Raw genomic sequence first — 22,564 nt, 5'->3', positions numbered from 1 at the left:
CGCCATGAGCCTCGTCATCGCCCAGGACATCAGCCTCGCGTACGGAAAGAAGGTCCTCTTCGACGAGGACAGCTTCACCCTGGGCCCTCGGGACCGGGTGGGATTGGTGGGGGCCAACGGGACGGGCAAGAGCTCCCTGATGAAGATCCTGGCCGGGGCGAGCCAGCCCGACTCCGGCACCATCCAGTACAGCCGCCGGGCCCGGGCCGGGTACCTGCCCCAGGAAATCGCCGGGCTGCCGGACGGGACGGTCGTCGAGGCGGTGATGAGCACCGTGCCGGGCCGGGATGGCATGGAGGCCCGCCTCCGGGAGACCGAGCAGGCGCTCGCCGCCGCGACCGACGAGGAGGACCAGCTCGAGCTGGCCCAGTCCCTGGCGGACCTGCACGCGGAGCTGGACGACTTCGAGAACCGCTACGGCCGGCACCACGCCGAGCGCATCCTCAAGGGGTTGGGCTTCCGCGACATGGACCTGGTGAAGCCCACCGCGGCCCTCTCCGGTGGCTGGCGCATGCGCGCGGCGCTGGCGGGCCTGCTGCTCCAGGACCCGGATCTGCTCCTCCTGGACGAGCCCACCAACCACCTGGACGTGCCCACGCTCGCGTGGTTCGACGACTTCCTGCGCCGCTCGAACAAGGCGATGGTGCTCATCTCCCACGACCGCGACTTCCTCAACCGGCAGATCAACCGGGTGGTGTCGCTGGAGATGGAGGGCGTGCGCGAGTACGCCGGCAACTACGACGACTACAAGCGCCTGCGCGCCGAGGAGATGGTGCTGCTCCAGGCGAAGGCGGAGCGCGTGGAGGCGCGGCGCGCGGAGCTGCAGGGCTTCATCGACCGGTTCGGCGCGAAGGCCACCAAGGCCCGGCAGGCGCAGAGCCGCGCGAAGATGCTCGCCAAGATGGAGAAGGTGCAGGTGCTGGAGGAGCGGGCGACGATGAAGTTCCGCTTCCCCGAGGTGGAGCGCAGCGGGCGCGATGTCGTCGTGATGGAGGGCATCACGAAGCGCTACGGCGCGCTCACGGTCTACGACGGGCTCCAGGCGCGTCTGGAGCGAGGCCAGCGCATCGCCGTGGTGGGCGCCAACGGCGCGGGCAAGACGACGCTCCTGAAGATGGTGGCCGGCGAGCTGACGCCTGACTCCGGCACCGTGACGCTCGGGCACAACGTGGTGGTGGGCTATTACGCGCAGCACCACGCGGACAAGCTCAACCGGAACAACACCATCCTGGAGGAGATGCTGCCGCTGGCTCCCGACAAGCCGCAGAGCTACGTGCGCGGCGTGCTGGGCGCGTTCCTCTTCAGTGGTGATGACGTGGGCAAGCCCATCGGCGTGCTCAGCGGTGGTGAGCGGGCGCGCGTGGCGCTCGCCAAGCTCCTGTTGGTCCCGTCGAACTTCCTGCTGATGGACGAGCCCACCAACCACCTGGACCTGGACTCGTCCGAGATGCTCATCGAGGCCCTCAAGGGCTACGGCGGCACGCTCCTCTTCGTCAGCCACAACCGCAGCTTCATCAACGGCCTGTGCACGCACGTCTGGGAAGTCGCGGACGGCAAGCTGACGCCGCATCCGGGCAACCTCGACGACTACCTCTACCACCAGCAGCAGCAACGGCTGGCCGCGGAGGCCGAGGCCCAGGGGCTGACGGGCAAGGGTGAGCGGGGCTCCACCGCGCCCATGACGGAGAAGGACCGCAAGCGCCAGGAGGCGGAGGCGCGTCAGCGGCGCAGCGTGGTGGAAGGCCCCATCAAGAAGGAGATCGCCAAGCTGGAGGCCCGCATCGCCGAGGTGGAGGCCGCGCAGAAGACGCGCGAGGCCCAGCTCGCGGATCCGGACCTCTACAACGACTTCGCGCGGGCGAAGCCATTGATGGATCAGCACCGGGACAGCAAGGCGGAGCTGGAGGACCTCTACGCGCGCTGGGAGGCGGCGCAGGAGAAGCTCGCGCAGGCGTCGAGCTGAGCTTCAGCGCACGTCGTAGACCTTGCGCACGGACGAGCCCCCTCGAACGACGTCGAGTTCGAGGTGGGGCGTGTCACGGAGCTTCGCGTACAGCTCCAGCAGCGTCTCGGGGCTGTTGAGGTCGAACCCGTTGATGCGTCGGAGCACGTCTCCGTTCTGGAGTCCCAGTCGCGTGTAGAACGAGTCGGGCCGAATGGCGGACACCTTGAACCCCACGGCTTGACCGTCTTGGAACGCGGGCATGAGGCGCGCCTCCACGGCGAGGTCGTTGAGATGTCCCAGCGCGTCCGAGAGCTCCTGTCGCGGAATCTCGTAGGCGTTCTCCGAGAGCGCTCGGATGCCTCGGCCCAGCTTCGAGCCCGAGGGCCCGGGTCCCTCCGGGAGCGTCATCGCGCGGGCGGGAGTGGACGCCACTTGTGGCGTGCCGAGGGCCACGACCTCTCGACGTCCATCCCGTTCGAGGAGGAGGCGCGTGCGCTCGATGGCGATGACCTTCGCCTCGAGCACGGAGTCGCCCACCATCAGGCTCTTGGGGCGTGTGCTGTCTTGGACCTGAACGGAGGCGAGTGACCACACCGGCTCTTGCGCCACCAAGGTCCCCAGCAGGCGGAGGGGCAGAGGGCTCGGGGGCACGTTGTCCGCTGATGCAGTCTCGGGAGGTGTTGGGGCGTCATGGAGGGTCAGTCCGGTGAGCGCCGCGAAGCGTGCGTTCTCGAGCGAGGGCACGTCCTCCGCGGGCGCGGGATGATGCCGTACCCGAGCCTGTGTTTGTCCCGCGGTGGTGGGCATGACCGCGTCCTCGACGAACACGTTCATCGTCAGTGCCATCACCCATGCAGCGGACGCAATGAATGCACCCGTCACGGCGCGCCTCGCGTGGCGAAGTTTCGAATCCATGGCGGCTCTCTCTGTCTGTGTTGCAGTTCAGCGCACGCGATAGATGTGCGTTCGACGTGCGCCGTGCCGGAGGAGTTCGAGTTCGATCGTCTGCACGTCGCGCAGCCGCGTGCACGCATCCCGCACCGTGTCTGGATTGGTCAGCGCTGTACCGTTGAGTCGACTCAAGACATCGCCACTCTGGAGGCCCAGTCGTGCATAGAGCGATTCCGGTCGGACGCCCCACAGCTTGAGTCCCACGGGATGACCCGACTGAAACGCGGGCACGATGCGCGCTTCTCTCGCCACGTCGCTCACTCGGGCCATCGCGTTGTCGAGATCCCTCAACGGAACCTCGAAGTGCTGGTCGTCCAGTTCGCGGATCCCTGAGCCCAATGGTGGGGGCAGTGTTGGGAGTTCGGAGGGCCCGCGACGGAGATGTTCCACGAACCTCTCGCGGATGAGTTCCAGGGGTGGCGCGACCCCTGCCGGCTCCTCGGGAGGCGCGAGGCTCGAATTGGGAGGCGCGCCGAACCTCATGCCCGTGAGCGCGTCCGTTCGAGTCGTGACGATGCCGTGCGGTGGCTCTCCACGCCGCATCTCCCTCCCAGCCACGATGCCTTCGCGCGGCGAGAAAGGTTCCGAACGGATGCACATGGGGTCCTCGCCCACGGGCGGGAGTCGAACAGGGTGGAGTCGAGGCCCCGCACGTGGCTCGGAGTCAGATGCGAGCGCGGAGGCGGCGAGCGCGCTGACCGTGCTCGTCATCAAGAGGACCGCGAGCAACCCTCCTGTTCCCAACAGCAGAACCCAGACGCGATGGAGTGCGAATCTCATCGAGCTTCCTCTCGTGGATGGACGAGAAGAGGCATGAGCAATCGAAGTGCCAGCGCATGGCGTGCGGGTGCGCCTTCGGGAACTCGGGCACTTCGCGCGCTCACCTACACCGCGAAGCAGCGCGCACTTTCGAGCCTGTCACGCCCGCGCCGCCGAGCGATGACAGCTTGTCGTGACACATTGTCGCCCGCGTGTCGGGCTCAGCCGAGGATCTTGCGGAACAGCCACATGATCGCGTTCTCGGCTCGCCCGTTCGACAGCGCGCCTCCGACGACGTCGCCATATTTCCCATAGCGAAGCGGCTCCGCGCTTGGCAGGGGCCTGGTCATCTCGTCGGAGTAGGGCGTCGAGCCCTCTGGTGCGCAACTTCCGCAGTAGAGCTGCTCCTCCCAGACGAAGCCGTGCTCGGCCTTCAGCTTCCGGCCGCAGCCCGTGCAGCCGGACTTGGGCCCGGCCTTCACCTTGGGGTGCAGGTCCAACGTCTCCAGCTCGCGCGCCGCGGAGACTGCATGCAGCCGAGGCAGGGCATCCGGCATCATCGCGACGCCAGGGCAGCGCGGGCAGATGTCAATCGCCACGCCTCGCACCGTCACCACTGCCAGGGGGCTGGTCTCGCACCGAGGGCACGTGGGCGCGCGCCGGCCGCAGGCGGGACATCCTGGCACGTAGCTCAGCTCCGCCTCACAGCCCCTGCAACGCCCAGGTCTGCCCTTGGCCTGTTGGACGAGCGACCCCGGGGTCGCGTCTCCCATCACGCGGGCGAGGCTTTCGCCTTCGAGCCACATCGCGTCGCAGGCGTCACAGGCCTCGTGCGGGAGTCCCTCGACGGTCGTGGCCCGCATGGACGTCTGGCAGAAGGGACAAGCGCTCATGACCCGCCAGCCTAGCGTGTCCGCGTGTGCGGGCGCGATGCGTCAGCCCGTGCGCCGTCGCTTCTCGCGCTTGGGCTTCCCGTCGGACTTGCCGGGAGACTGGGGCGCCGGGGTATCGCGCAGCTCATCCGGTACGGGCAGCGAGCGCGACGGCCGACTCGAAGGCGCCGGCGTGCCGTCCGGGCCGAGCGCCTCGGGAGCGGGGGCCTCGGCGGGCAGGGCGGGCATGCGGATGATGAAGGTGGTCCCCTCGGCCACCTTGCTCTGCACGGAGATGGTACCGCCGTGGTTCTTCACGATGCGCTGGCAGATGGCCAGGCCCAGCCCGGTGCCCTTCTGCTTCGTCGTGTAGAAGGGAACGAAGATGTGCTGGTGCTGATCCGCCGGGATGCCCGGGCCCGTGTCGGAGATGCGCACCTCCACGAAGTCGCCGGTGCTCGCGCTGCGGAAGTCTCCGAAGCGCTCGGGCTTCTCCGTGCGCACGGTGATGCGGCCCTCGCCGTCTCCCAGCGCCTGCACCGCGTTCTGCACCAGGTTGATCAGCACCTGCTTGAGCTGTTCGGCGTCGCCGTCCACGCGAGGCAGGTGGAGATCCAACTCCACCGCGAGGGTGATGGTGGGGGGCACGTCGTTCTGGATGAGGCGCATGGTGCGCGTCACCACCTCGTTGAGGTCGGTGGGCCCGAAGCTCTGCTTCAGCGGACGCGCGTAGTCGAGGAACGCCGTCACCACGCCGTTGAGCCGGTTGACCTCCTCCACGATGACGTCGAGGAACTCGCCGTCCTCGCCCGGAATCTTGTTGGGTTCCAGACACTGCGCCGCGCCCTTGATGGCGCCGAGCGGATTGCGAATCTCGTGCGCGAGGCCCGCGGCCATCTCACCCAGGGCGGCCAGGCGGTCCCGCTCGCGAATCTTCTCGTAGAGCTTCGAGTTCTCCAGCACGGTGGCCATGCGCTCGGCCACCTCCAGGATGAGGGCGATTTCATCCGAGGCGTAGGCCTCGGGCACGCGTTCGTCCCAGAGGTTGAGGAACCCGATGACGCGGTCATTGCCCACGAGCGGCACGGTGATGCCGGACTTCATCTGCACGAGCGCCGCGCGCGTGTCGTTGAGGCGCTTGAGCTCATCGCGGTAGCGCTTGCCCTCCACCGCTTGCAGGCGCATCACCGCCGCGCGCCGCTCCACGTTCTCGCGCAGCACCGCCTTCTGTCCGCTCGCCGCCGCGAACAGCAGGCCTCGCGCCGCCGCCGTGTCGAGGAACGCGGCCGGGTAGGGGCCTCGGGCGTCGAGCAGGCGATATCCGGGACGGTCCTCGGCCATCAGGTACACGGAGGCATGCGTCACGCGGCCTGTCTCATGGAGCGCGTCGAGGGCCAGCCGCGTCAGCTCGGACATCTCGATGACGGTGACCATGCGGGCCCGCAGCGACCCCAGCGCGCCGAGCAGCGCGAAGCGCTCGCGGAAGAAGATGCGCACCACCATCTCCTCCACCTTGGTGCGCAGCGGATCCAACAGGATGAGGATGACGAAGGCCGCCACCACCGTGTTGAAGACGAACAGCGAGGTGTTCTCGTCCACCCACGCGGTCAGCACCGTGAACACGGCCGCGAGGATGATGGCCAGCACCGTCTGCGAGGCGATCTTCCCCAGCAGCTCGTGCAGGTCCATCAGCCGCAGCCGCAGCAGCGTCTGTGCGAGGAAGAACAGATAGAGCGTGGAGAAGACCGGCCCCAGCGTGGGGAAGGGGATGTCGTAGCGGCCCAGGAAGTCCAGGGCCGAGAACAGCACCGCCGCCCCGGCGCCGATGGCCAGGTAGGTGAGCCGGAGCTGCTCGATGCGCGACTCGGTGGTGCGCACCCGATGCACCAGCAGCGACACCGAGGTCAGCAGCGCGCCGAGGACCCAGACCCCCATGGACACGCGGGCCCATGGTTTGTCCGCCAACGGAGTGACGGCGACCGCCAGCCCGAGGACGGCGGACAGGAGGGCGAGCCGGCGACCGACGAGATGTGTCCCCTTGCTGACGCCGAGGAACTCAAGGAAGAAGGCGACAGCGGCGCCCGGGACGAGCGATGCGACCAGCACCGTGGCGCCCAGTGCGATGCGGGACACCCAGGGGTAGCTCGCCGCGGGGAAGATGCTGTGGAAGAAGAAGCTGAGGTAGTACCCGGCCGCGGTGAGGGCGAAGAGGGAGTAGAGGGTCAACACCCGCGGCCGGCCTGGGCGCAACAACATGGACACGCCCAGCGCCAGGCCGATGATGGAAGCAAGCAGCGCGCTCTGTGTCCGGATGTCCATGTTCGGCCGAACAGTCTAACCTGTGTCCGGGGCCGGAAATTTTCCGCTGATTCCCAGGGTCCTCGAAGCCCCCGCGTATGAAAGCCTTTTTGCAGCCTCTCGCCCTCCTGGCCTCGGCCGTGCTCCTGTCTGCCCAGGCGCCCGCGCCCGCCGTGTCCTCCGACCCGGCCGCGGAGGTCCCCGCGCTCGCACCCCGGCCCGCGCCCGCGCCGAGTTCGGACACGACGCCCGTCGACGCCGAGCAGGCACCTACCCAGCGCACCGCCAGCGCACCGTCCGAGGCCCAGCTGTCACCGCCTCCGGACGCGGAGAAGGCACCGCTGCCCCTGGGCTTCGTCGAGGTGCTCAACCCCGCGTTCCCGGGGCTGGCGCCGCCGACGCCCGTGGTGCACCGCGGTCGCCGCTACGTGCTGGAGGACCTGTCGCCGTACTTCGGGGCAGGGAAGAAGAAGGACGCGAAGGACGCGTTCGATCGCGGCTTCTACTCGAAGGCGCGCGCGCTGCTGGAGGGCGAAGGCAACAGCGTGCCCGTGCGCTACCTGCGTGCGCTCTCGGCTGTGCGCGCCGGTGATGACAAGACGGCCGCGGCGGAGATGACCGCGCTCGCGGCGGACTACCCGGCGCTGAAGGACCGCTGCCTCACGCACGCGGGCGTCGCGCTGGAGTCGCAGGGCCGGTATGCGGACGCGGCGGCGCTGCTGTCGCAGGTGGGGCCGGAGTCTCGGCTGTACGTGGACGCGCGGCTGGGGCTGGCCCGCGTGCTGCGCAAGAAGAAGGACCTGCCGGGAGCGATGGCGGCCCTCGCGCCGCTCACCACGCGCCCCGGTGTGGGGTGGGGGCGGAACGTGGGTGCCGAGGCGCTCATCGCCACGGCTGACCTGGCGGTGGAGAAGAAGGACCGAGCCGCGGAGCGCGAGGCACTCTGGCGCCTGTGGGCCACGCAGCCCCTGTCGCCGCTGACCAAGCTGGCGGAGAAGCGACTCAAGGGTGTGCCGCCGCCGCTCGAGGCGAAGGTGGCGCGCGCCGAGCAGTTCCTGGAACTCAACCGCAACAAGCAGGGCCTGACGCTGCTGGAGCCGCTGTTGCCGCAGCTCAAGCTGCCGGACGCGCTCGCCTGCCGCGCGCACTTCGCCTTCGGGAAGGGGCAGCGCAAGGAGCGCCAGCACACGCGGGCCATCCAGGTGCTGACGCCGGTGGTGGAGAAGTGCCAGGACCGCGACCTGCTGGCGCGTGCGTTGTATGTGCTGGGCTCGTCGCGCTCCATCGTGGACCAGTCGCGTGGAACGGAGACCTACGAGCGGCTGGCGCGTGAGTTCCCCGACCACTCGTTCGCGGACGACGCGCTCTTCTACGCCGCCGACCTGTACGTGAAGACGTCGCGGCCCAAGGAGGCGATGGCGCGCCTGGACGAGCTGGCGCGGCTGTATCCCCGGGGCGACTTCCTGGGCGAGGCGCTCTTCAAGGCGTTCTGGATCGCCCGGACGTCGGGCGCGGAGGACGGTGGCGTCGCGTTCCTGGATCGCATCGAGGCGCAGTTCGGCAACGCGGACGAGTCCTACGACGTGGAGCGCGCGCGCTACTGGCGTGCGCGGACGCTGCAGGAGCGCGGGAACATCCAGGGCGCGGTGGAGCTGATGGAGCAGCTCGCCGTGGAGCACCCCGCGACGTACTACGGGCTGATGGCCCGCTCGCAGCTCGCGACGATGGATCCGAAGCGCCTGGAGCGCATCTCGCCCGACATCTTCAACGTCCCCGAGTCCGCCAGCCCCTGGCCGCTCTTCGCGGGCCCCATGGGCGAGGATCCGCACTTCAAGGCGGGCGTGGAGTTGCTGCGGCTGGGCTTCACCGACTCGGTGGCGTCCGAGCTGCTGCTGGTCAACCGCGCCGGCCAGCCCGCGGAGGCGATGCGGCTGCTGGTGCTGGTGATGGCGCTGTCGGGTGATGAGCGCTCGGCGCACGCGGTGGCGCGGCTGGCCCTGCGTCGGGACCTGACGGGGCGCATCACCGCGCAGACCCGACCCGTGTGGGAGGTGGCCTATCCCAACGCGTACCGCGACCTCATCGAGAAGCACACGGCGCCCGCGGGCGTGGAGCCGGATCTCCTCCAGGCCCTGATGCGCGAGGAGAGCGCGTTGGATCCCAAGGCCCTGTCATGGGCGGGCGCGCTGGGGCTCACGCAGCTCATGCCGTCCACCGCGAAGGCCGTGGCCCACCAGCTCAACATCAAGCGCTTCCACGTGGACTCGCTGCTCCAGCCCGACCTCAACATCCGCCTGGGGGCGCACTACCTGGGGACGCTGGTGAAGCAGTTCAAGGGCAACACCCCCTACGCGGTGGGCAGCTACAACGCCGGAGCCGCGGCGGTGAACCGGTGGCGCTCCGACAAGCCGGGGCAGCCCCTGGACGCCTGGGTGGAGGAGATCCCCATCGCGGAGACGCGCGGCTACATCAAGCGCGTGCTGCGTTCGTACAACACGTACCAGCTCCTCTACGGGCACGCGCCTCACCTGCCGTTGCTGCCCAGCGCTTCGCGTTAAGTGTGTGGCGGGTGACAAGCGGGTGACGCCTCGCGCCCTTACCGCTGGCGAGGCGAGAGGGTAGAGTCGCCCGCATGGGCGCTCCGTCGAACAAGCAGGACGGTGAGAAGAACGCGCTTTTGCGCGCGCTCCCGTCCATCGAGCTGCTGCTGCGGCGGCCCTCCCTGGCGCCCCGGTTGATGGGATTGCCCCGGGGCCGAATCGTGGCGGCGGCGCGGCTCGCCGTGGAGCGCGTGCGAGCGCGCTTGCTGCGCGGCGAGCCCAAGCCCTTCGAGGACGAGGACCTGGACGCGGCGCTCGCCACGCTGGCGACGCCTCGACTGCGGCCGGTGCTCAACGCGACGGGTGTGGTGCTGCACACCAACCTGGGGCGTGCCCCACTCGCGCCGGAGGCGGTGGCTCGCGTGGCGCACGTGGCGCAGGGCTACTCCAACCTCGAATACGACCTGGATGAAGGCGAGCGCGGCAGCCGCTACGCGCCCGTGGTCGACCTGTTGTGTGGCCTGACGGGGGCGCAGGACGCGCTCGTGGTCAACAACTGCGCGGGGGCGGTGCTGCTGGTGCTGGCCTCGCTGGCGGCGGGGCGCGAGTGCGTCGTCTCTCGCGGCGAGCTGGTGGAGATTGGCGGCGGGTTCCGAGTGCCGGATGTCATGCGGCAATCCGGGGCGAAGCTGGTGGAGGTGGGCACCACGAACCGCACGCGCCGCGCGGACTACGAGGCGGCGGTGAGCCCCGACACGGGGCTGCTCGTGAAGGTGCACCGCTCCAACTTCGCGGTGGTGGGCTTCACCGAGTCCACCGAGCTGCCCGCGCTCGCGGCGGTGGGGCGTCCTCGTGGGGTGCCTGTCTTCCTCGACCTGGGCTCGGGCGCGCTCGTGTCGCTGCCAGGGGAGGGGATCTCGGGTGAGCTGACGGTGCCGCGGGCGGTGGCGGACGGCGCGGACGTGGTGGCGTTCTCGGGAGACAAGCTGTTGGGCGGGCCACAGGCGGGAATCATCGTGGGCCGCGCGGACCTGCTGGCGCGCATCAAATCCCATCCGCTCACGCGCGCCCTGCGTGTGGACAAGATGACGGTGGCCGCGCTGGAGGCCACGCTGGAGCTTTACCGGGACGGGAGACCGGAGGCTGTCCCCGCCTACCGCTTGCTCGCCCAGTCGCCCGAGGCGCTGCGCGCGCGGGCCGAGCGGCTCCTGTCGCTGTTGGGAGAGCGGGGCGTGCGCGCTCGGATGGGGGAGGTGGTGGGACAGGTGGGCGGTGGCGCCCTGCCGCTGGCCAGATTGCCTTCCTTCGCTTGCATCCTCACCGTTCAGGAGCCGGAAGTATTCCTCGAACGCCTGCGCGGCGCCGAGGTGCCGGTTATTGCAAGAATCGCGGATGACGAGGTCGTTCTCGATGTCCGGTGTCTCGCGGAGGAGGAGCTCAGCTCGGTCGCGCAGGCGATGGCGGCCGTCAGTCCATAAGGCAAGCCATGATCAACAGCGCCGTCCTTGTCTTGAATCGGTACTACCAACCGGTACATGTCACGTCGGTGAAGCGAGCGTTCTCGCTGCTGTATCTCGGCGTGGCCAAGGCCATCGACTCGCAGTACCGACTCTATGAGTTCGATGACTGGGCGGCGCTGAGCGCGACGCAGGACTGCATCACCACCATCGAGCGGACCATCCGCATCCCGCGCGTGCTCGTGCTCAGCGCGTACGACCATCTCCCGCGCAACCGAGTCCGCTTCTCGCGGCTGAACATCTACGCCCGAGACAACGACACCTGTCAGTACTGCGGCAAGCAGCTCCCGCGCGCCGAACTCAACCTGGATCATGTGAATCCGCGCGCGCAGGGCGGCAAGACGACGTGGGAGAACGTCGTGTGCTCGTGCGTGCCGTGCAACCTGCGCAAGGGGGGCCGCACGCCCGAGCAGGCAGGCATGAAGCTGCTGAAGAAGCCCGTCCGCCCGCGCTGGACGCCGCTGTTCCGAGGCGCGCTCCGCAAGGTCACCTATCGCGAGTGGCTGCCGTTCCTGCATCTGGCCGACGCGTCGTACTGGAACGTCGAGCTGCTCGACGAGTAGCGCGCTGAATCCCGCCAGGTAGGGGTTTCCAGCTTGCCACCCGGGCAGGCATGCGAGGGGCACAGGCCCTGCGCCGCCCGGGAACCTCCTGGGCACGGGGTCGCCAATTGGCGAGGATTCGACTCGGGCGGTAGGACGGGCTTTGATGCGAAGTCGCTTGAAGCCCGTGCCACCGCCGCGCCTGCCACCCGAGTCCATCCGCCCCCCCTTGCTGGGCGCGGAGGCCCGTTCCTCGGGCACCGTGGAGAACGAATCGATGGTCGCCGGATCGCCAGGGCTGGGGGGCCACTCGCGACGCATCATCGCCGTGGGAGGCGGCAAGGGCGGCATTGGCAAGTCGATGGTGTCCGCCAACCTGGGCGTGGCGCTGGCGCAGTCCGGCAAGCGCGTGCTGCTGGTGGACGCGGACCTGGGCGGCGCCAACCTGCACACTTGTCTGGGCGTGGGGCAGCCCGAGGTGACGCTCTCGGACTTCCTGCGCAAGGGCAAGGCGAAGCTGGAAGAGGTGATGGTGCCCACGGGCGTGCCGGGGCTCGACCTCATCGCGGGCGCGCAGGACTCGCTGGACGCGGCCAACCTCAAGTACGCGCAGAAGCAGAAGCTGCTGCGCACGCTGCTGGCCCAGCAGTCGGTGGACTACCTCATCCTCGACCTGGGCGCGGGCACCAGCTTCAACACGCTCGACTTCTTCCTGCTCGCGGATCACGGCGTGCTGGTGGTGCTGCCCGAGCCCACCTCCGTCGAGAACGCCTACCGCTTCGTCAAGGCGGCCTTCTTCCGGAAGCTCCAGCAGGTGGAGGCGCAGTACGGCATCGAGGATGTGGTGGAGCGCGCCATGTCCACCCGCGAGGGGGCGCTGCGCACCCTCCACGACGTGGTGGCTCAGGTGCGCAAGCGGGATGAGGCGAAAGCGGATCGGCTGGCCTTGGAGCTGGGGCAGTTCCATGTCCGTCTGGTGGTGAACCAGGCTCGGACGGACGCGGACCTGAAGGTGGGCGCCGCGATGGTCTCGGCCTGGAAGAAGTTCTTTGGCATCGACATGGACGACCTCGGTGCCATCCGGTACGACGATGAAGCGTGGCGCGCCGTGCGCAAGCGGCGGCCCGTGCTGATGGAGCGCCCTGAGTCGCTGGCTTCCCAGGGACTCCAGCGCCTCGCCGCGCGTATCCTCGCCATCGACGGTCTTCCTTCCGGTCCTTCCACCCCATGAAGCCTTTCGAGCAGCAGAGCTACTACGAACTCCTGGAGGTCCCCGCCAACGCGTCCGAGGCGGACATCCGTGCCGCGTACCAGCGGCAGATGGAGATGTACGCGCCCGACTCGATTGCCGTGTATGCGCTCGCGGACCCTGGGCAGTTGGAAGCCCTGCGCGAGCGACTGACGGAGGCGATGGAGTTCCTCACGGACCCGGACCTGCGCGTCGAGTACGACCGCACCGTGGGCGTCAGCGAGCGGGTGTCCGGCACGAGCGCCACGAGCAAGCACGACGCGAAGTCGCGCGCCGCCGAGGCCCTGGCGACCGCCGCGGATGCGCTCGCGACCGCCGCGGGCGCGGTGGACGCCGTGCGCACCCTGGCGCCTGAGTCCGCTCCCGAGGGGGCCGTGCCGAAGCCGGTGGCCGCATCGGTCGAGGCCCCGGTCGCGACAGCGGCGCCGGTCGCTCAAGGTGCGGAGGCCTCGGCCGCGAAGCCGGTGGCCACTGCAACCCCTGAGGCTCGCTCCGACGACTCCGCGTCCTCGCAGGGCGCGACGGGAACGAAGCCGCCCGCGGCCTCCGCGCCGGTGTCCGTCGCCGGTGTGTCGGTGGTGGAGGCGTTCCGTTCGTCGTTCTCGCGCGGCCTTTCGTTCGTCTACGTCCCGGCGCCTCAGCCCTCCGCGCCACAAGACGCTTCGGCTCCGGTCGCCAAGGCCGTGAGCCAGGAGACTGGAGCCGAGCCACAGGGCAGGGGAGTCACGTCCGAGTCGAGTGTGCGCGGGGAGCCCGCGCGGACGTCGGCATCCACCGAGCCCATTCGGACGGCGGAGTCTGAGTCGGTGCCCACCCCGGCGGCCGAGACCGGATCCACGACGAGCACGGAGGCCGAGCCCCACGGCGCAGCCGCTGCCGCGGTGACTCCCGTGCCCGTGGCGCCATCGCCCGAGCCTGTTCGCTCCGCACCGCCAGCGCCTGCTCCGGTGCCGTCTTCCGATCCCGTGGACCCGGTGGTTCCGGCGCCCGTGGCGTCGTCTCCCGAACCTGTCCGTGCTTCGACGCCGGCGCCCGCGTCGCCGCCGCCTGAGCCCGTGAGTCCGGCGGTTCCCGCGCCCGTGGCGTCGTCGGCCGAGCCCACTCGCTCGGCGACTTCCGAACCGGCGCGTGAGGAGGCTCCGGCCCCCGCGATCGCCGCCTCGGTGGAGAAGGCTGTGCCGTCCGGGGCTGGAGCGACCCGGCCTGCTGGGTTGCCTTCAGGGCCTCGTGTGCCGGTGCGCTCGGTGGCCGAGCCCGCGTCATCTTCCCACTCTCGAGGTGCCGTCAGCCGGGCTGGCTCGGGGCGCGCCCTGGGCGACGCGGAGGTGATCGCCCAGGACTCGGCCATCTCCACCGCGGAGTCGGCCCTGGCCCAGGTGGCGGCGCGGGTTCGCGAGGCGCGGCCCCGTGGACTCGACATCCCGCCGGATGCGGAGTTCAACGGTGAACTGCTGCGCCGCGTTCGCGAGGCCCGGGGGCTCAGCCTCCAGCAGGTGGCGGATCGCACGCGCATCTCCCGGCACCACCTGGAGAACGTGGAGGCGGATTCCTACGGGGCCCTCCCGACGACGGTCTACCTGCGCGGAATCCTGATGAACCTGTCGCGTGAGCTGGGGTTGGATCCCCTCCGGGTGTCCAAGAGCTACCTGGCCTTGTCCTCTGAGAAGGCGGGCAAGGGCGGGCGCTGAACCCGGGCTGGCTCGCGCAGGTGTCGGCACCAGGAAAGTTGACTCCCCCGGGGGCGGTGCCTAAGTAGGGACACGATGACGGAAGAGGAAAAGATCAAGGCGATGCGACTCGCACGCGCGATCGCCTCCGATATCTCGCTCTACAACGAGCAGAAGATCATCAAGGGCATCGAGCAGGACAACCTCTTCGAGGTCCTCAAGGAGGAACTGGAGGAGGGCCGCGACCTCTACAAGAGCCGCGTCAGCCAGGAGATCTTCACCAAGGCGAACTTCTTCGAGCGCGCCGTCAACGACATCGTCCTGCGCTCGAAGGCGCATGTGAAGTCGAAGATCTGGTAGTCCCAGCCGTGGCTGCGCCCGACATTCGCGAGCATCGCGCTCCGCCCGAGGCCCGAGGCGAGCGCTTGGATCAGCACCTCGCGCGGGCGTTTCCCGACCTCACGCGCTCGCGGCTGCAGGCCCTCATCGAGTCGGGCCACGTCCTCCTGGACGGCCGGCCCACCAAGGTGTCGCAGCGCCTGCGCGGTGGAGAGGTGCTCTCGCTCCAGGTTCCCGCTCCCGTGGCGGCCGTGCCTCAAGCGGAGGAGCTGCCGCTCGCGGTGCTGCACGAGGACCGCGACATCGTCGTGGTCAACAAGGCCTCGGGCATGGTGGTGCATCCGGGCGCGGGGCACGCGTCCGGGACGCTCGTCAACGCGCTGCTGCACCGGGTGAAGGACCTGGCCGGCGTGGGCGGCGAGCTTCGGCCCGGCATCGTCCATCGGCTCGACAAGGACACCACGGGCTGTCTGGTGGTCGCCAAGCACGAGCAGGCCCTCGTGGCGCTCCAGAAGTCCTTCAAGACGCGGGCGGTGTCCAAGACGTACCTGGCCCTGGTGCACGGCGTTCCGCCCGCCGAAGGGCGCATCGAGACGCTCTATGGGCGGCACCCCGTGCACCGCCAGCGCTTCACCGGCAAGGTGAAGGAGGGCAAGCCCGCCATCACCCTGTACCGCGTGCTCGAGTCCTTCGACGGCGCGGCGCTGGTGGAGGTGGACCTGCTCACCGGTCGCACGCATCAGATTCGCGTGCACCTGTCAGAGGCGGGGCATCCACTGTTGGGCGACACCCTCTACGGCGCGGGGCGCAAGGCGAAGGGCGCGGTGGCCGAGGCGCAGGAGGCCCTGGGCCGACAGGCGCTCCATGCGTGGCGCCTGGCGTTCGCGCACCCTCGCACGAGCAAGGACGTCGCGCTGGAGGCGCCGGTGCCCGAGGACCTCTCCCAGGCGCTCGCCAAGCTGCGCGAGGCCGGTGCGCCCCCGGCGCCCGCGATCAAATCCCGGAGACGCTGAGCTGCTGCTGGCGGCGGCTGAGCACCTTGATGGGCTGGATGGCCATCACGCGCATGAAGACGGACAAGAGGTCCGGGTCGAACTTCTGGCGCATCTCGGTCCACATCAGCATCAGCGCCACCTCGGGGCCGTAGGCATCCCGGTAGGGCCGGCGTGAGGTGAGCGCGTCGTACGCGTCGCAGATGGCGATGATCTTCGCGTACACCCCCAGGTTCGTCTTGGGGATGATCATCTGGATGTTGCCGCGCGCGTCGCGCACCGCGGTGCCGTAGTCCGTCTTGTGCTCGAACGTCGTCACCACGCGCAGCAGCGTGGAGCGGCTGAAGCCCTTCTCCATCAGGATGTTGCGCACGCTAATGAGCGGCGCGCGCGCCACCGCGGCCTTCTCGTCCGGAGTCAGCGCGCCGCGCTTGGTGGCCAGGTGCTCGGGCAGCGTCGTCATGCCCGCGTCGTGGAAGAGGGCGATGTAGCCCAGGTCGCGAAGCTGCGGCTTGGTGAGCCCCAGCTCCGCGCCGAAGACGATGCACATGAGCGTGACGTTGACCTGGTGGTAGACGAGGTAGTCCTCCTCGCGCTTCATCGTCGTCATGCCCAGGAAGTGGGTCTTCTGGTCGAACGAGATGTCCACGAAGTCCTGCACCAACCGCAGCGCGCGAGAGGAGCCGATGGGCTTCCCGGCGCGTACGGACTCCAGGTACTTCTGGATGAAGAAGACGGCGCGCGCGTACACGGTCATGGCGTACTTCTTCCGGTCGACCTTCTGGTCGCCCGGGTTGTCCATGTCCTTGTTCAGCTTCTCCTTCAGCTTGGAGAACTTGGCCACGCGCATGTTGAGCAGCTTGCGGCCCGCGAGTCCGTCCTCCTCGGCGCTCGACTGCTGCTCCTTGCTGAAGATCCACACGAAGTTCTTCAGCTCGGGCACCGTCACCGGCTTGGTGAGGGTGATGCCGCCCACGTCCTTGGCCCGCATCTCCGTGAGCAGGTAGCGCTGGTTCTCGATGGAGTTGAGGTCCACCTTCACCAGCATCCCGTTCATGTAGAACGAGTCCTTCACGCCGGTGAGTTCCAGCCGGCCTTCCTTGCCGATGATCTGGTTGATGATGTCCTGGAGCTGGTGCAACGGCTTCTCGAAGACGCCGTTGTCCGGGTCGTACATCTTCACCGAGCGCACCAGCATGTAGAAGCCCGCGAGCATGCTGCGCGCGAGCGACTGGAGCTTCTCGTTGTGCTCGCGGCCGTACTCGTTGAGGTTCTCGCCCTGGGCGGTCTGCGTCTGGGTGATCTTGATGTTGTCAGCCATCGCGTCACGCCTCCTCTGGGAGCGCCGAGTCGCCGAACAGCGTCTTGCGCGTTTGATACATCGCCTTGCGCGCCGCGGTGAGGACCTCCACGGGTTGCGTGCGGTCCTCCACCACGCCTTGCAGGATCTTGTACGACTGGATGGAGCACGCTCCGCCCAGGGCCGCGATGGCCAACAGCTTGTCGTCCATCACCCGCCGCTTGTTGAGCAGCGAGGGCTTCACCGTGAGCAACTGCTGCATCATCGACAGCGCGGCCGGCGTGCCCGTGGTGCCGATGGCCGTGTAGACCGCCATCTTCTCGTCGGGGACCTTCTTGTCGAAGCCGGGGTCGCGCACCAACCGGATCAAATCGACGAAGGCCTTGTCCCGGTCGAACTCGGGCAGGAGCTTCGCGGCCAGCATGCGCACCTGCGAGACGGGGTCCTGGAGCGCCTCCGCGATGACCCGGCGGGACTCGCCCGTGCGCCCGCGCCCGATGATGTTGAGCACCTCCAGCTTCACCACCAGGTTGGGGCTCTTGAGCACCTGCGCGAACATCTTCAGCCGCTCGGGGTGGTTGCTCTTCTCCAGGATGTAGACCATGTCGCGCACGGTCTGCGGCCGGTCTGACAGCAGCCGCGCCACGAAGGGCTCCGGCATGTCCCGAGCGAAGCCCGCGAGCACGTCGCACAGCAGGATGCGGTTCTCCGGGATCTCGATGGTCTCCAGCACGGTGAGCAGCGGAATCACCGCCTCGATGCCGAGCGCCTGGAGATAGCGCGTCACGTCCATCGGGTTCTTCGGGCGCGCCTGCTTGAGTGACTCGCCCAGGCGCATGAGGCGCTGCTCCTCGCCCATCTTCACGAGGAACGTCTCCATCAGCCGGCCCAGGCCCGCGCCGCCATCGCGCTGCGACAGCGCGCGCAGCTTGAGGACGATCTGATTGACGGTGGCGAAGTCGTCCTGGAGCAACATCATGTCGAGCAGCTGGACGAAGATCTCCTCGATGAGGGAGGCGTCATCCACGCCGCCTTCGACGACCTGGAACACCGCGCCCACCAGCTTGGGGAACAGCCGCGCCGTCTCCTCCTCGGAGATCTCCCGCTGGAGCGAGGCCTTCAGCTCGTCCGTGGCGTGGCGTCCGCCAACCACCAGGCCGCGCAGCTGCTCCACGCCTTCCAGCTTGGCGTCCAGGTCCTCCGCGGACACGCGCGCGAAGCGCAGGAAGTCATCCGAGTTCGTCTGGAGGCGCGCGTAGAGGTAGCCCACCACCTTGTCCACCTCGACCTGCACTTCCTCCTCGGAGGCGTTCTCCATGGAGAAGCCTTCGACCACCACGTACTCGACGTTCTGCATGCCGGCGCGCCACAGCTGCGCCAGCACGTCGTCCGCGCCGCGCTCGGGCTCGGACAGGGCGATGAGCGTCAGCGTCACCAGCTCGTCGATGGCCAGCCCGGGCCGGAAGATGAGCTGGCGGATGCCGTCGCGGAAGAACTTGTAGGGGAGCGGCGTGTCTTCGGTGAACAGCGACTCGTTGTGGAGCATGAGGTTCTGCTGCTCCACCTTCAGCGACAGGGGGCCGAACTTCTCGGTGTACGCGCTGATGGACTCGAGCGCCTTGGCGAGGAACTCCGGGAAGCGCGCCTCGTTGTGGCGGTACATGCCGATCTGCTTGATGCCCTTGAGCAGATGGAACGCGAACGTGCGCGCCAGTTCCACCTTCTCGCGCACGTCCGGCGACTGCTCCGGTTCCGTGCTCGCTTCCGTGACTTTCTGGGGCGGGGCCATGCTTCCTGAAAGAATCCGGGCTGGGCGGATGCCCGGGATGGGGGGACGCCAGTTTAGCCTGACTCCTGGTCAACACCCCAGCAGGCGCCCCCGGGCGGACGTCACGTGGGGGTGTCGCGCCCGCTCCGGTGTGGCAGATGACGGGGAAATCCGGTTGTGTTACGGACCGCCGCCTTCGCACCGACATGAGGGTGGATCCGATGAAGCGAGTGGTGGCGTCCGGGATGGTGCTGCTGACGCTGACGGGCTGCTTTCGGTTGAGCGTGCGCAGCGGCGCACCGCGTGAGGGACTCCCCTCGGAGCAGACCGGGGTCAGCCTCGTCTACGGGTTGACCGCGTCGGACGTGGCCGCCGGGGAGTGCCGCAACGGGCTGTCCCGAGTGGACGTCTACTGGCCGTGGTGGGCCCCGTTCGTCTACGTCTTCTCCTTCGGCATCGTCGCGCCCCTGCGCACCGAGTACGTCTGCGCCGAAGCGGTGGGCCCGGACGCCCGCGCCCCCCAGCTGCCGGCCTCGACGCAGTCGCTCTGAGCCTTGAAACACAGCGAGGCGGCGGGACCTGGGTCCACGCCGCCTCGTGAGTGAACCCACCGGCCGGCCCCGAAGAGGCGCGGACCGGTGGGCGTGCTGAGGGACTACTTGCCGGTGGGCGGGGCCTCTGCGCCGCTCGGGCCCTTGATGGCCGAGCGCAGCAGGAACACCGTGATGGCCGCGAAGATGCCCAGGCCCCACACGTTGGACCAGAGCGGGGACGCGGAGTCGCTCTCGCCCACCGCGTTCAGGAAGCGGCCCAACGCGCCGTTCGTGCCGAGCAGGGCGGGGAGGTTGATGGCGCGCGTCCAGGCCCCGTCGCTGGCGATCTCCAGGATGGCGATGAGCACGCCCGCGATGGAGCCGCCGGCGATGTATCCAGAGGACATCAGGGTGCCCGGCGAGAACTCGGACTCGGCGGCCGAGCCTCCGCGGATGCGGTCCACGAGGTAGCGCACCATGCCGCCCACGAAGAGCGGGGTGGTGCTGCTGATGGGCAGGTACACGCCCACGGCGAAGGGCAGGGCGGACACGCCGCACAGCTCCAGCATCAGCGCGATGAAGACGCCCAGGAGCACCAGGTCCCACGGCAGCTTGCGGGTGAGGATGCCGTCGATGATGAGGCTGAAGAGCTGCGCCTTCGGGGCCGAGTAGCGGGTGAGCTGCTGGCCCTCGTACTCGGTGATGCGACCGCCGATGCCCGGATCCACGAGGTACTGGATGGTGCCGGAGCCGTCGACCAGGTACTTGCCGGCGGGCACGGGGGTGTCCGCGCCGCGCACGAAGCCGACCTTGTAGTTCTGCTCCCCCGCCGAGGTGACGGCACCCAGGTCGGACAGCTTCACCGCCTGGCCGTTCGCGGGCGTCACGGTGATGGCCGCGAGCTGCTCGGCCGTGACCGGGCGCCAGCTGCGCACCTGCATCGGGCCGGCGTCCACCGGGCTCAGCTCATAGCCCTGGGCCCAGAGCGCGCGGCGCAGGTGGGCGTCATCCAGACCGCGCTCCGTGAGCGTGGCGCGGGCCGCGTCCCACTTGAAGGTGTGCTGCGTGCGGACCTCGTCCGTCAGCTCGCTCACCTGCACATTGGGGTGCGACTCGGGGATGATGGTGGTGGCGCCCTGGTTGAGCAGCACCAGCACGAGGCCGATGAACATGGCGCTGGTGATGACGCCCACGAAGAGGGCGATCTGCTGCTTCTTGGGCGTGCCGCCCACGAGGTAGGCCGTCTTGAGGTCCTGCGCGGTGGTGCCGCCGTTGGAGGCCGCGATGCCCACGATGGCCGCCGTCGTCAGCGCCATGAAGCGGTCGGGCGACGAGGTCCAGCCGAACAGCAGGTACACGAGGCAGGTGACGAGCAGCGTGGCCACCACCATGCCGGAGATGGGGTTGGACGAGCTGCCAATCTCACCCGTGATTCGCGCGCTCACCGTCACGAAGAAGAAGCCGAAGATGACGATGAGGATGGCGGAGATGAAGTTGACGTGCAGCGGCGGCGCCAGCCAGATGGCGAGCACCAGCAGCAGGCTGCCGACGATGACGACGGTGATGGGCAGGTCCTGCTCGGTGCGCAGCACCTGGGGCTGCATGCCCTGGTTGCGCGACTCCATCAGCGTCTGGACGCTGCGCTTGAAGGCCCCCGCGATGGTGGGCATGGAGCGGATGAGGCTGATGAGACCGCCGGTCGCCACCGCGCCCGCGCCGATGTAGAGCACGTAGGCGTTGCGAATCTGATCCGGCGACATGTCCCGGATGAGCTTGCCGTTGTGCACGAGCAGCGGCGTGTCCAGCATGCCGCCGAAGAACGAGATCATCGGGATGAGGATGAGGTAGCTGAGCACGCCGCCCGCGAACGTCACGGCGGCCACGCGCGGCCCGATGATGTAGCCCACGCCGAGCAGCTCCGGGCTCACCTCGGCGGCCAGGGTGGCGCTCTTGAGGCCCTGGATGGGCGTGAGGATGACTTCCTTCCAGAGCTTCATGCCGGCGTAGGCGAACTTGTAGATGCCGCCCAACAGGAAGCCGACGATGACCGTGCGGGCGTTGGTGCCGCCCTTCTCACCGACGATGAGCACGTCCGCGCTGGCGGTGCCCTCCGGATAGGTGAGCTTGCCGTGCTCCTGGACGATGAGGCCCTGGCGCAGGGGGATCATCATCAGCACGCCGAGGATGCCGCCCAGGGCCGCCGTCAGGAACGCGTGCGTCAGGTTGATGTCGTAGCCCAGCAGCAGCAGGGCGGGCAGGGCCGCGGCAACTCCGAAGGCCAGCGACTCACCAGCCGAGCCCGTCGTCTGGACGATGGTGTTCTCCAGGATGCTGGAGCGCCCCAGAACGCGGAAGATGGCGATGGAGAGCACCGCCACCGGGATGGACGCCGACACCGTGAGGCCCACCTTGATGGCCAGGTACACGGACGACGCCGCGAAGACGATGCCCAGGACCGAGCCGAGAATCAGGCCCCGCGCCGTCAGCTCTGCCGGCGATTCGGTCGAAGCGACGTAGGGCGTGTGCACGTGCGGGGCGGAACTCGGGGCAATGGGGTCGCGATCTTCTGCGACCTGTTGTGAACCGTGGGCCAAGCGGGGGCTCCTGACAGGGTAATCAGGGGGCCCCTTGTAGCAGGGTCCGGACGCGGGCGCGAAGAGACGCTTGCATTCGGCAAGGAGTGCGCCCCCCGGGCAGGCAGGGGGCAGCCTCGGGACGCAATGCGTCGTGGCCCGGATGGGCTGGGGTTCAGCCTTGGGCGGCGATGGCCTCGGGGTCGACCTCGGCCATCAGGGCGGCCAGCTCCGCCTTGAGCTTGTCCTTGGCGCGGATCTCCAACTGCCTCGCGCGCTCGCGGGAGAAGCCGAAGTGCTCGCCCAGCTCCTTGAGCGTCATGGGGCGCTCGTTCATGACGCGCTGCTCGATGATGAAGCGCTCACGGGGATCCAAGCGCATGAGGGCGGTGCGGACGCGGGCATGGATGAGGCCCGCCTCTTCCTTGTCCGCGAACTCGTCGTCCTGGGATGCGGCGGCGCTGACCACGAAGTCCACGTGGCTGTTGCCGCCGTCCTCGCCCATGGGCGCATCGAGTGACAAGTCCCTGCCGCCCATGCGCTGCTCCATTTCACGAACCTCGCCGGGCTTCACGTGCAGCCGCCGGGCAATCTCTTCCACGTTGACCACGGCGTCGCCGTTGCCGAACTTCTCCAGCTCGCGGCGCGTGCGCGCCAGGCTGAAGAACAGCTTGCGCTGGGCTTGGGTCGTGCCGAGTTTCACCAGGGACCAGCTCTTG

General features: G+C 68.8%; 17 protein-coding genes. 9 read left to right on the top strand and 8 right to left on the bottom strand.

Annotated elements, in window-relative coordinates; genetic code table 11:
• The first annotated feature begins 4 nt into the window (after positions 1 to 4).
• Positions 5 to 1,963 carry an ABC-F family ATP-binding cassette domain-containing protein gene (locus JGU66_19395; protein MBJ6762935.1) on the top strand — a complete coding sequence of 653 codons (1,959 nt, stop codon included), beginning with the start codon at positions 5 to 7 and terminating at the stop codon, positions 1,961 to 1,963.
• Between the two features lie 3 nt (positions 1,964 to 1,966).
• Here JGU66_19395 and JGU66_19390 read toward each other — a convergent pair whose 3' ends face one another.
• The 4 genes from JGU66_19390 to JGU66_19375 form a co-directional block, all read right to left on the bottom strand.
• Positions 1,967 to 2,827 (bottom strand): general secretion pathway protein GspC, encoded by an 861-nt coding sequence (locus JGU66_19390; protein ID MBJ6762934.1) that lies wholly within the window; start codon positions 2,825 to 2,827, stop codon positions 1,967 to 1,969.
• Between the two features lie 60 nt (positions 2,828 to 2,887).
• Positions 2,888 to 3,187 (bottom strand): hypothetical protein, encoded by a 300-nt coding sequence (locus tag JGU66_19385; GenBank protein ID MBJ6762933.1) that lies wholly within the window; start codon positions 3,185 to 3,187, stop codon positions 2,888 to 2,890.
• Between the two features lie 689 nt (positions 3,188 to 3,876).
• Positions 3,877 to 4,548, bottom strand: a complete 672-nt coding sequence (locus JGU66_19380) for a zf-TFIIB domain-containing protein (GenBank protein ID MBJ6762932.1) — start codon at positions 4,546 to 4,548, stop codon at positions 3,877 to 3,879.
• A 42-nt stretch (positions 4,549 to 4,590) separates the two neighbouring features.
• Entirely contained in the window at positions 4,591 to 6,846 is a 2,256-nt protein-coding gene (locus JGU66_19375) for a GAF domain-containing protein (protein ID MBJ6762931.1), read from the bottom strand.
• A 77-nt stretch (positions 6,847 to 6,923) separates the two neighbouring features.
• On the opposite strand from JGU66_19375, the gene JGU66_19370 reads away from it, so the two are divergent.
• From JGU66_19370 to JGU66_19340, 7 genes are all read left to right on the top strand, one after another.
• A complete protein-coding gene (locus tag JGU66_19370; GenBank protein MBJ6762930.1) occupies positions 6,924 to 9,383 on the top strand; it encodes a transglycosylase SLT domain-containing protein in 2,460 nt (819 codons plus the stop codon).
• A 74-nt stretch (positions 9,384 to 9,457) separates the two neighbouring features.
• Positions 9,458 to 10,843 carry an L-seryl-tRNA(Sec) selenium transferase gene (gene selA, locus JGU66_19365; GenBank protein ID MBJ6762929.1) on the top strand — a complete coding sequence of 462 codons (1,386 nt, stop codon included), beginning with the start codon at positions 9,458 to 9,460 and terminating at the stop codon, positions 10,841 to 10,843.
• Positions 10,844 to 10,851: 8 nt separating this feature from the next.
• Positions 10,852 to 11,445, top strand: coding sequence for an HNH endonuclease (locus tag JGU66_19360; GenBank protein MBJ6762928.1), 594 nt, complete (start codon positions 10,852 to 10,854; stop codon positions 11,443 to 11,445).
• 145 nt (positions 11,446 to 11,590) lie between these two features.
• Complete coding sequence (locus JGU66_19355; protein ID MBJ6762927.1) at positions 11,591 to 12,655, top strand: P-loop NTPase; 1,065 nt, start codon at positions 11,591 to 11,593, stop codon at positions 12,653 to 12,655.
• Positions 12,652 to 14,361 (top strand): helix-turn-helix domain-containing protein, encoded by a 1,710-nt coding sequence (locus JGU66_19350; GenBank protein MBJ6762926.1) that lies wholly within the window; start codon positions 12,652 to 12,654, stop codon positions 14,359 to 14,361. The genes JGU66_19355 and JGU66_19350 overlap by 4 nt, the downstream gene beginning before the upstream one ends.
• Positions 14,362 to 14,436: 75 nt before the next feature.
• Positions 14,437 to 14,700: a hypothetical protein gene (locus JGU66_19345; GenBank protein MBJ6762925.1), complete on the top strand. Its 264-nt coding sequence runs from the start codon at positions 14,437 to 14,439 to the stop codon at positions 14,698 to 14,700.
• An 8-nt stretch (positions 14,701 to 14,708) separates the two neighbouring features.
• Entirely contained in the window at positions 14,709 to 15,692 is a 984-nt protein-coding gene (locus tag JGU66_19340; protein MBJ6762924.1) for an RluA family pseudouridine synthase, read from the top strand.
• Here the strand turns inward: JGU66_19340 and JGU66_19335 are convergent.
• Positions 15,673 to 16,992: a hypothetical protein gene (locus JGU66_19335; protein MBJ6762923.1), complete on the bottom strand. Its 1,320-nt coding sequence runs from the start codon at positions 16,990 to 16,992 to the stop codon at positions 15,673 to 15,675. The two genes, JGU66_19340 and JGU66_19335, sit on opposite strands and share 20 nt — an antisense overlap.
• A gap of 4 nt (positions 16,993 to 16,996) precedes the next feature.
• A complete protein-coding gene (locus JGU66_19330) occupies positions 16,997 to 18,760 on the bottom strand; it encodes a HEAT repeat domain-containing protein (protein MBJ6762922.1) in 1,764 nt (587 codons plus the stop codon).
• Between the two features lie 200 nt (positions 18,761 to 18,960).
• Here JGU66_19330 and JGU66_19325 point away from each other — a divergent pair, with 200 nt between their 5' ends.
• Positions 18,961 to 19,290 (top strand): hypothetical protein, encoded by a 330-nt coding sequence (locus tag JGU66_19325; protein ID MBJ6762921.1) that lies wholly within the window; start codon positions 18,961 to 18,963, stop codon positions 19,288 to 19,290.
• A gap of 104 nt (positions 19,291 to 19,394) precedes the next feature.
• Here JGU66_19325 and JGU66_19320 read toward each other — a convergent pair whose 3' ends face one another.
• Positions 19,395 to 21,866, bottom strand: a complete 2,472-nt coding sequence (locus tag JGU66_19320) for an oligopeptide transporter, OPT family (GenBank protein MBJ6762920.1) — start codon at positions 21,864 to 21,866, stop codon at positions 19,395 to 19,397.
• A gap of 154 nt (positions 21,867 to 22,020) precedes the next feature.
• Positions 22,021 to 22,564 (bottom strand): RNA polymerase subunit sigma-70 (locus tag JGU66_19315; GenBank protein ID MBJ6762919.1); only part of this gene is annotated, 544 nt, incomplete at its 5' end.

This window comes from Myxococcaceae bacterium JPH2 (assembly GCA_016458225.1).
GTDB lineage: Bacteria > Myxococcota > Myxococcia > Myxococcales > Myxococcaceae > Citreicoccus.
Note: the sequence above shows the minus strand (reverse complement) of the source record. Positions and strands in the feature narration are given on the sequence as shown.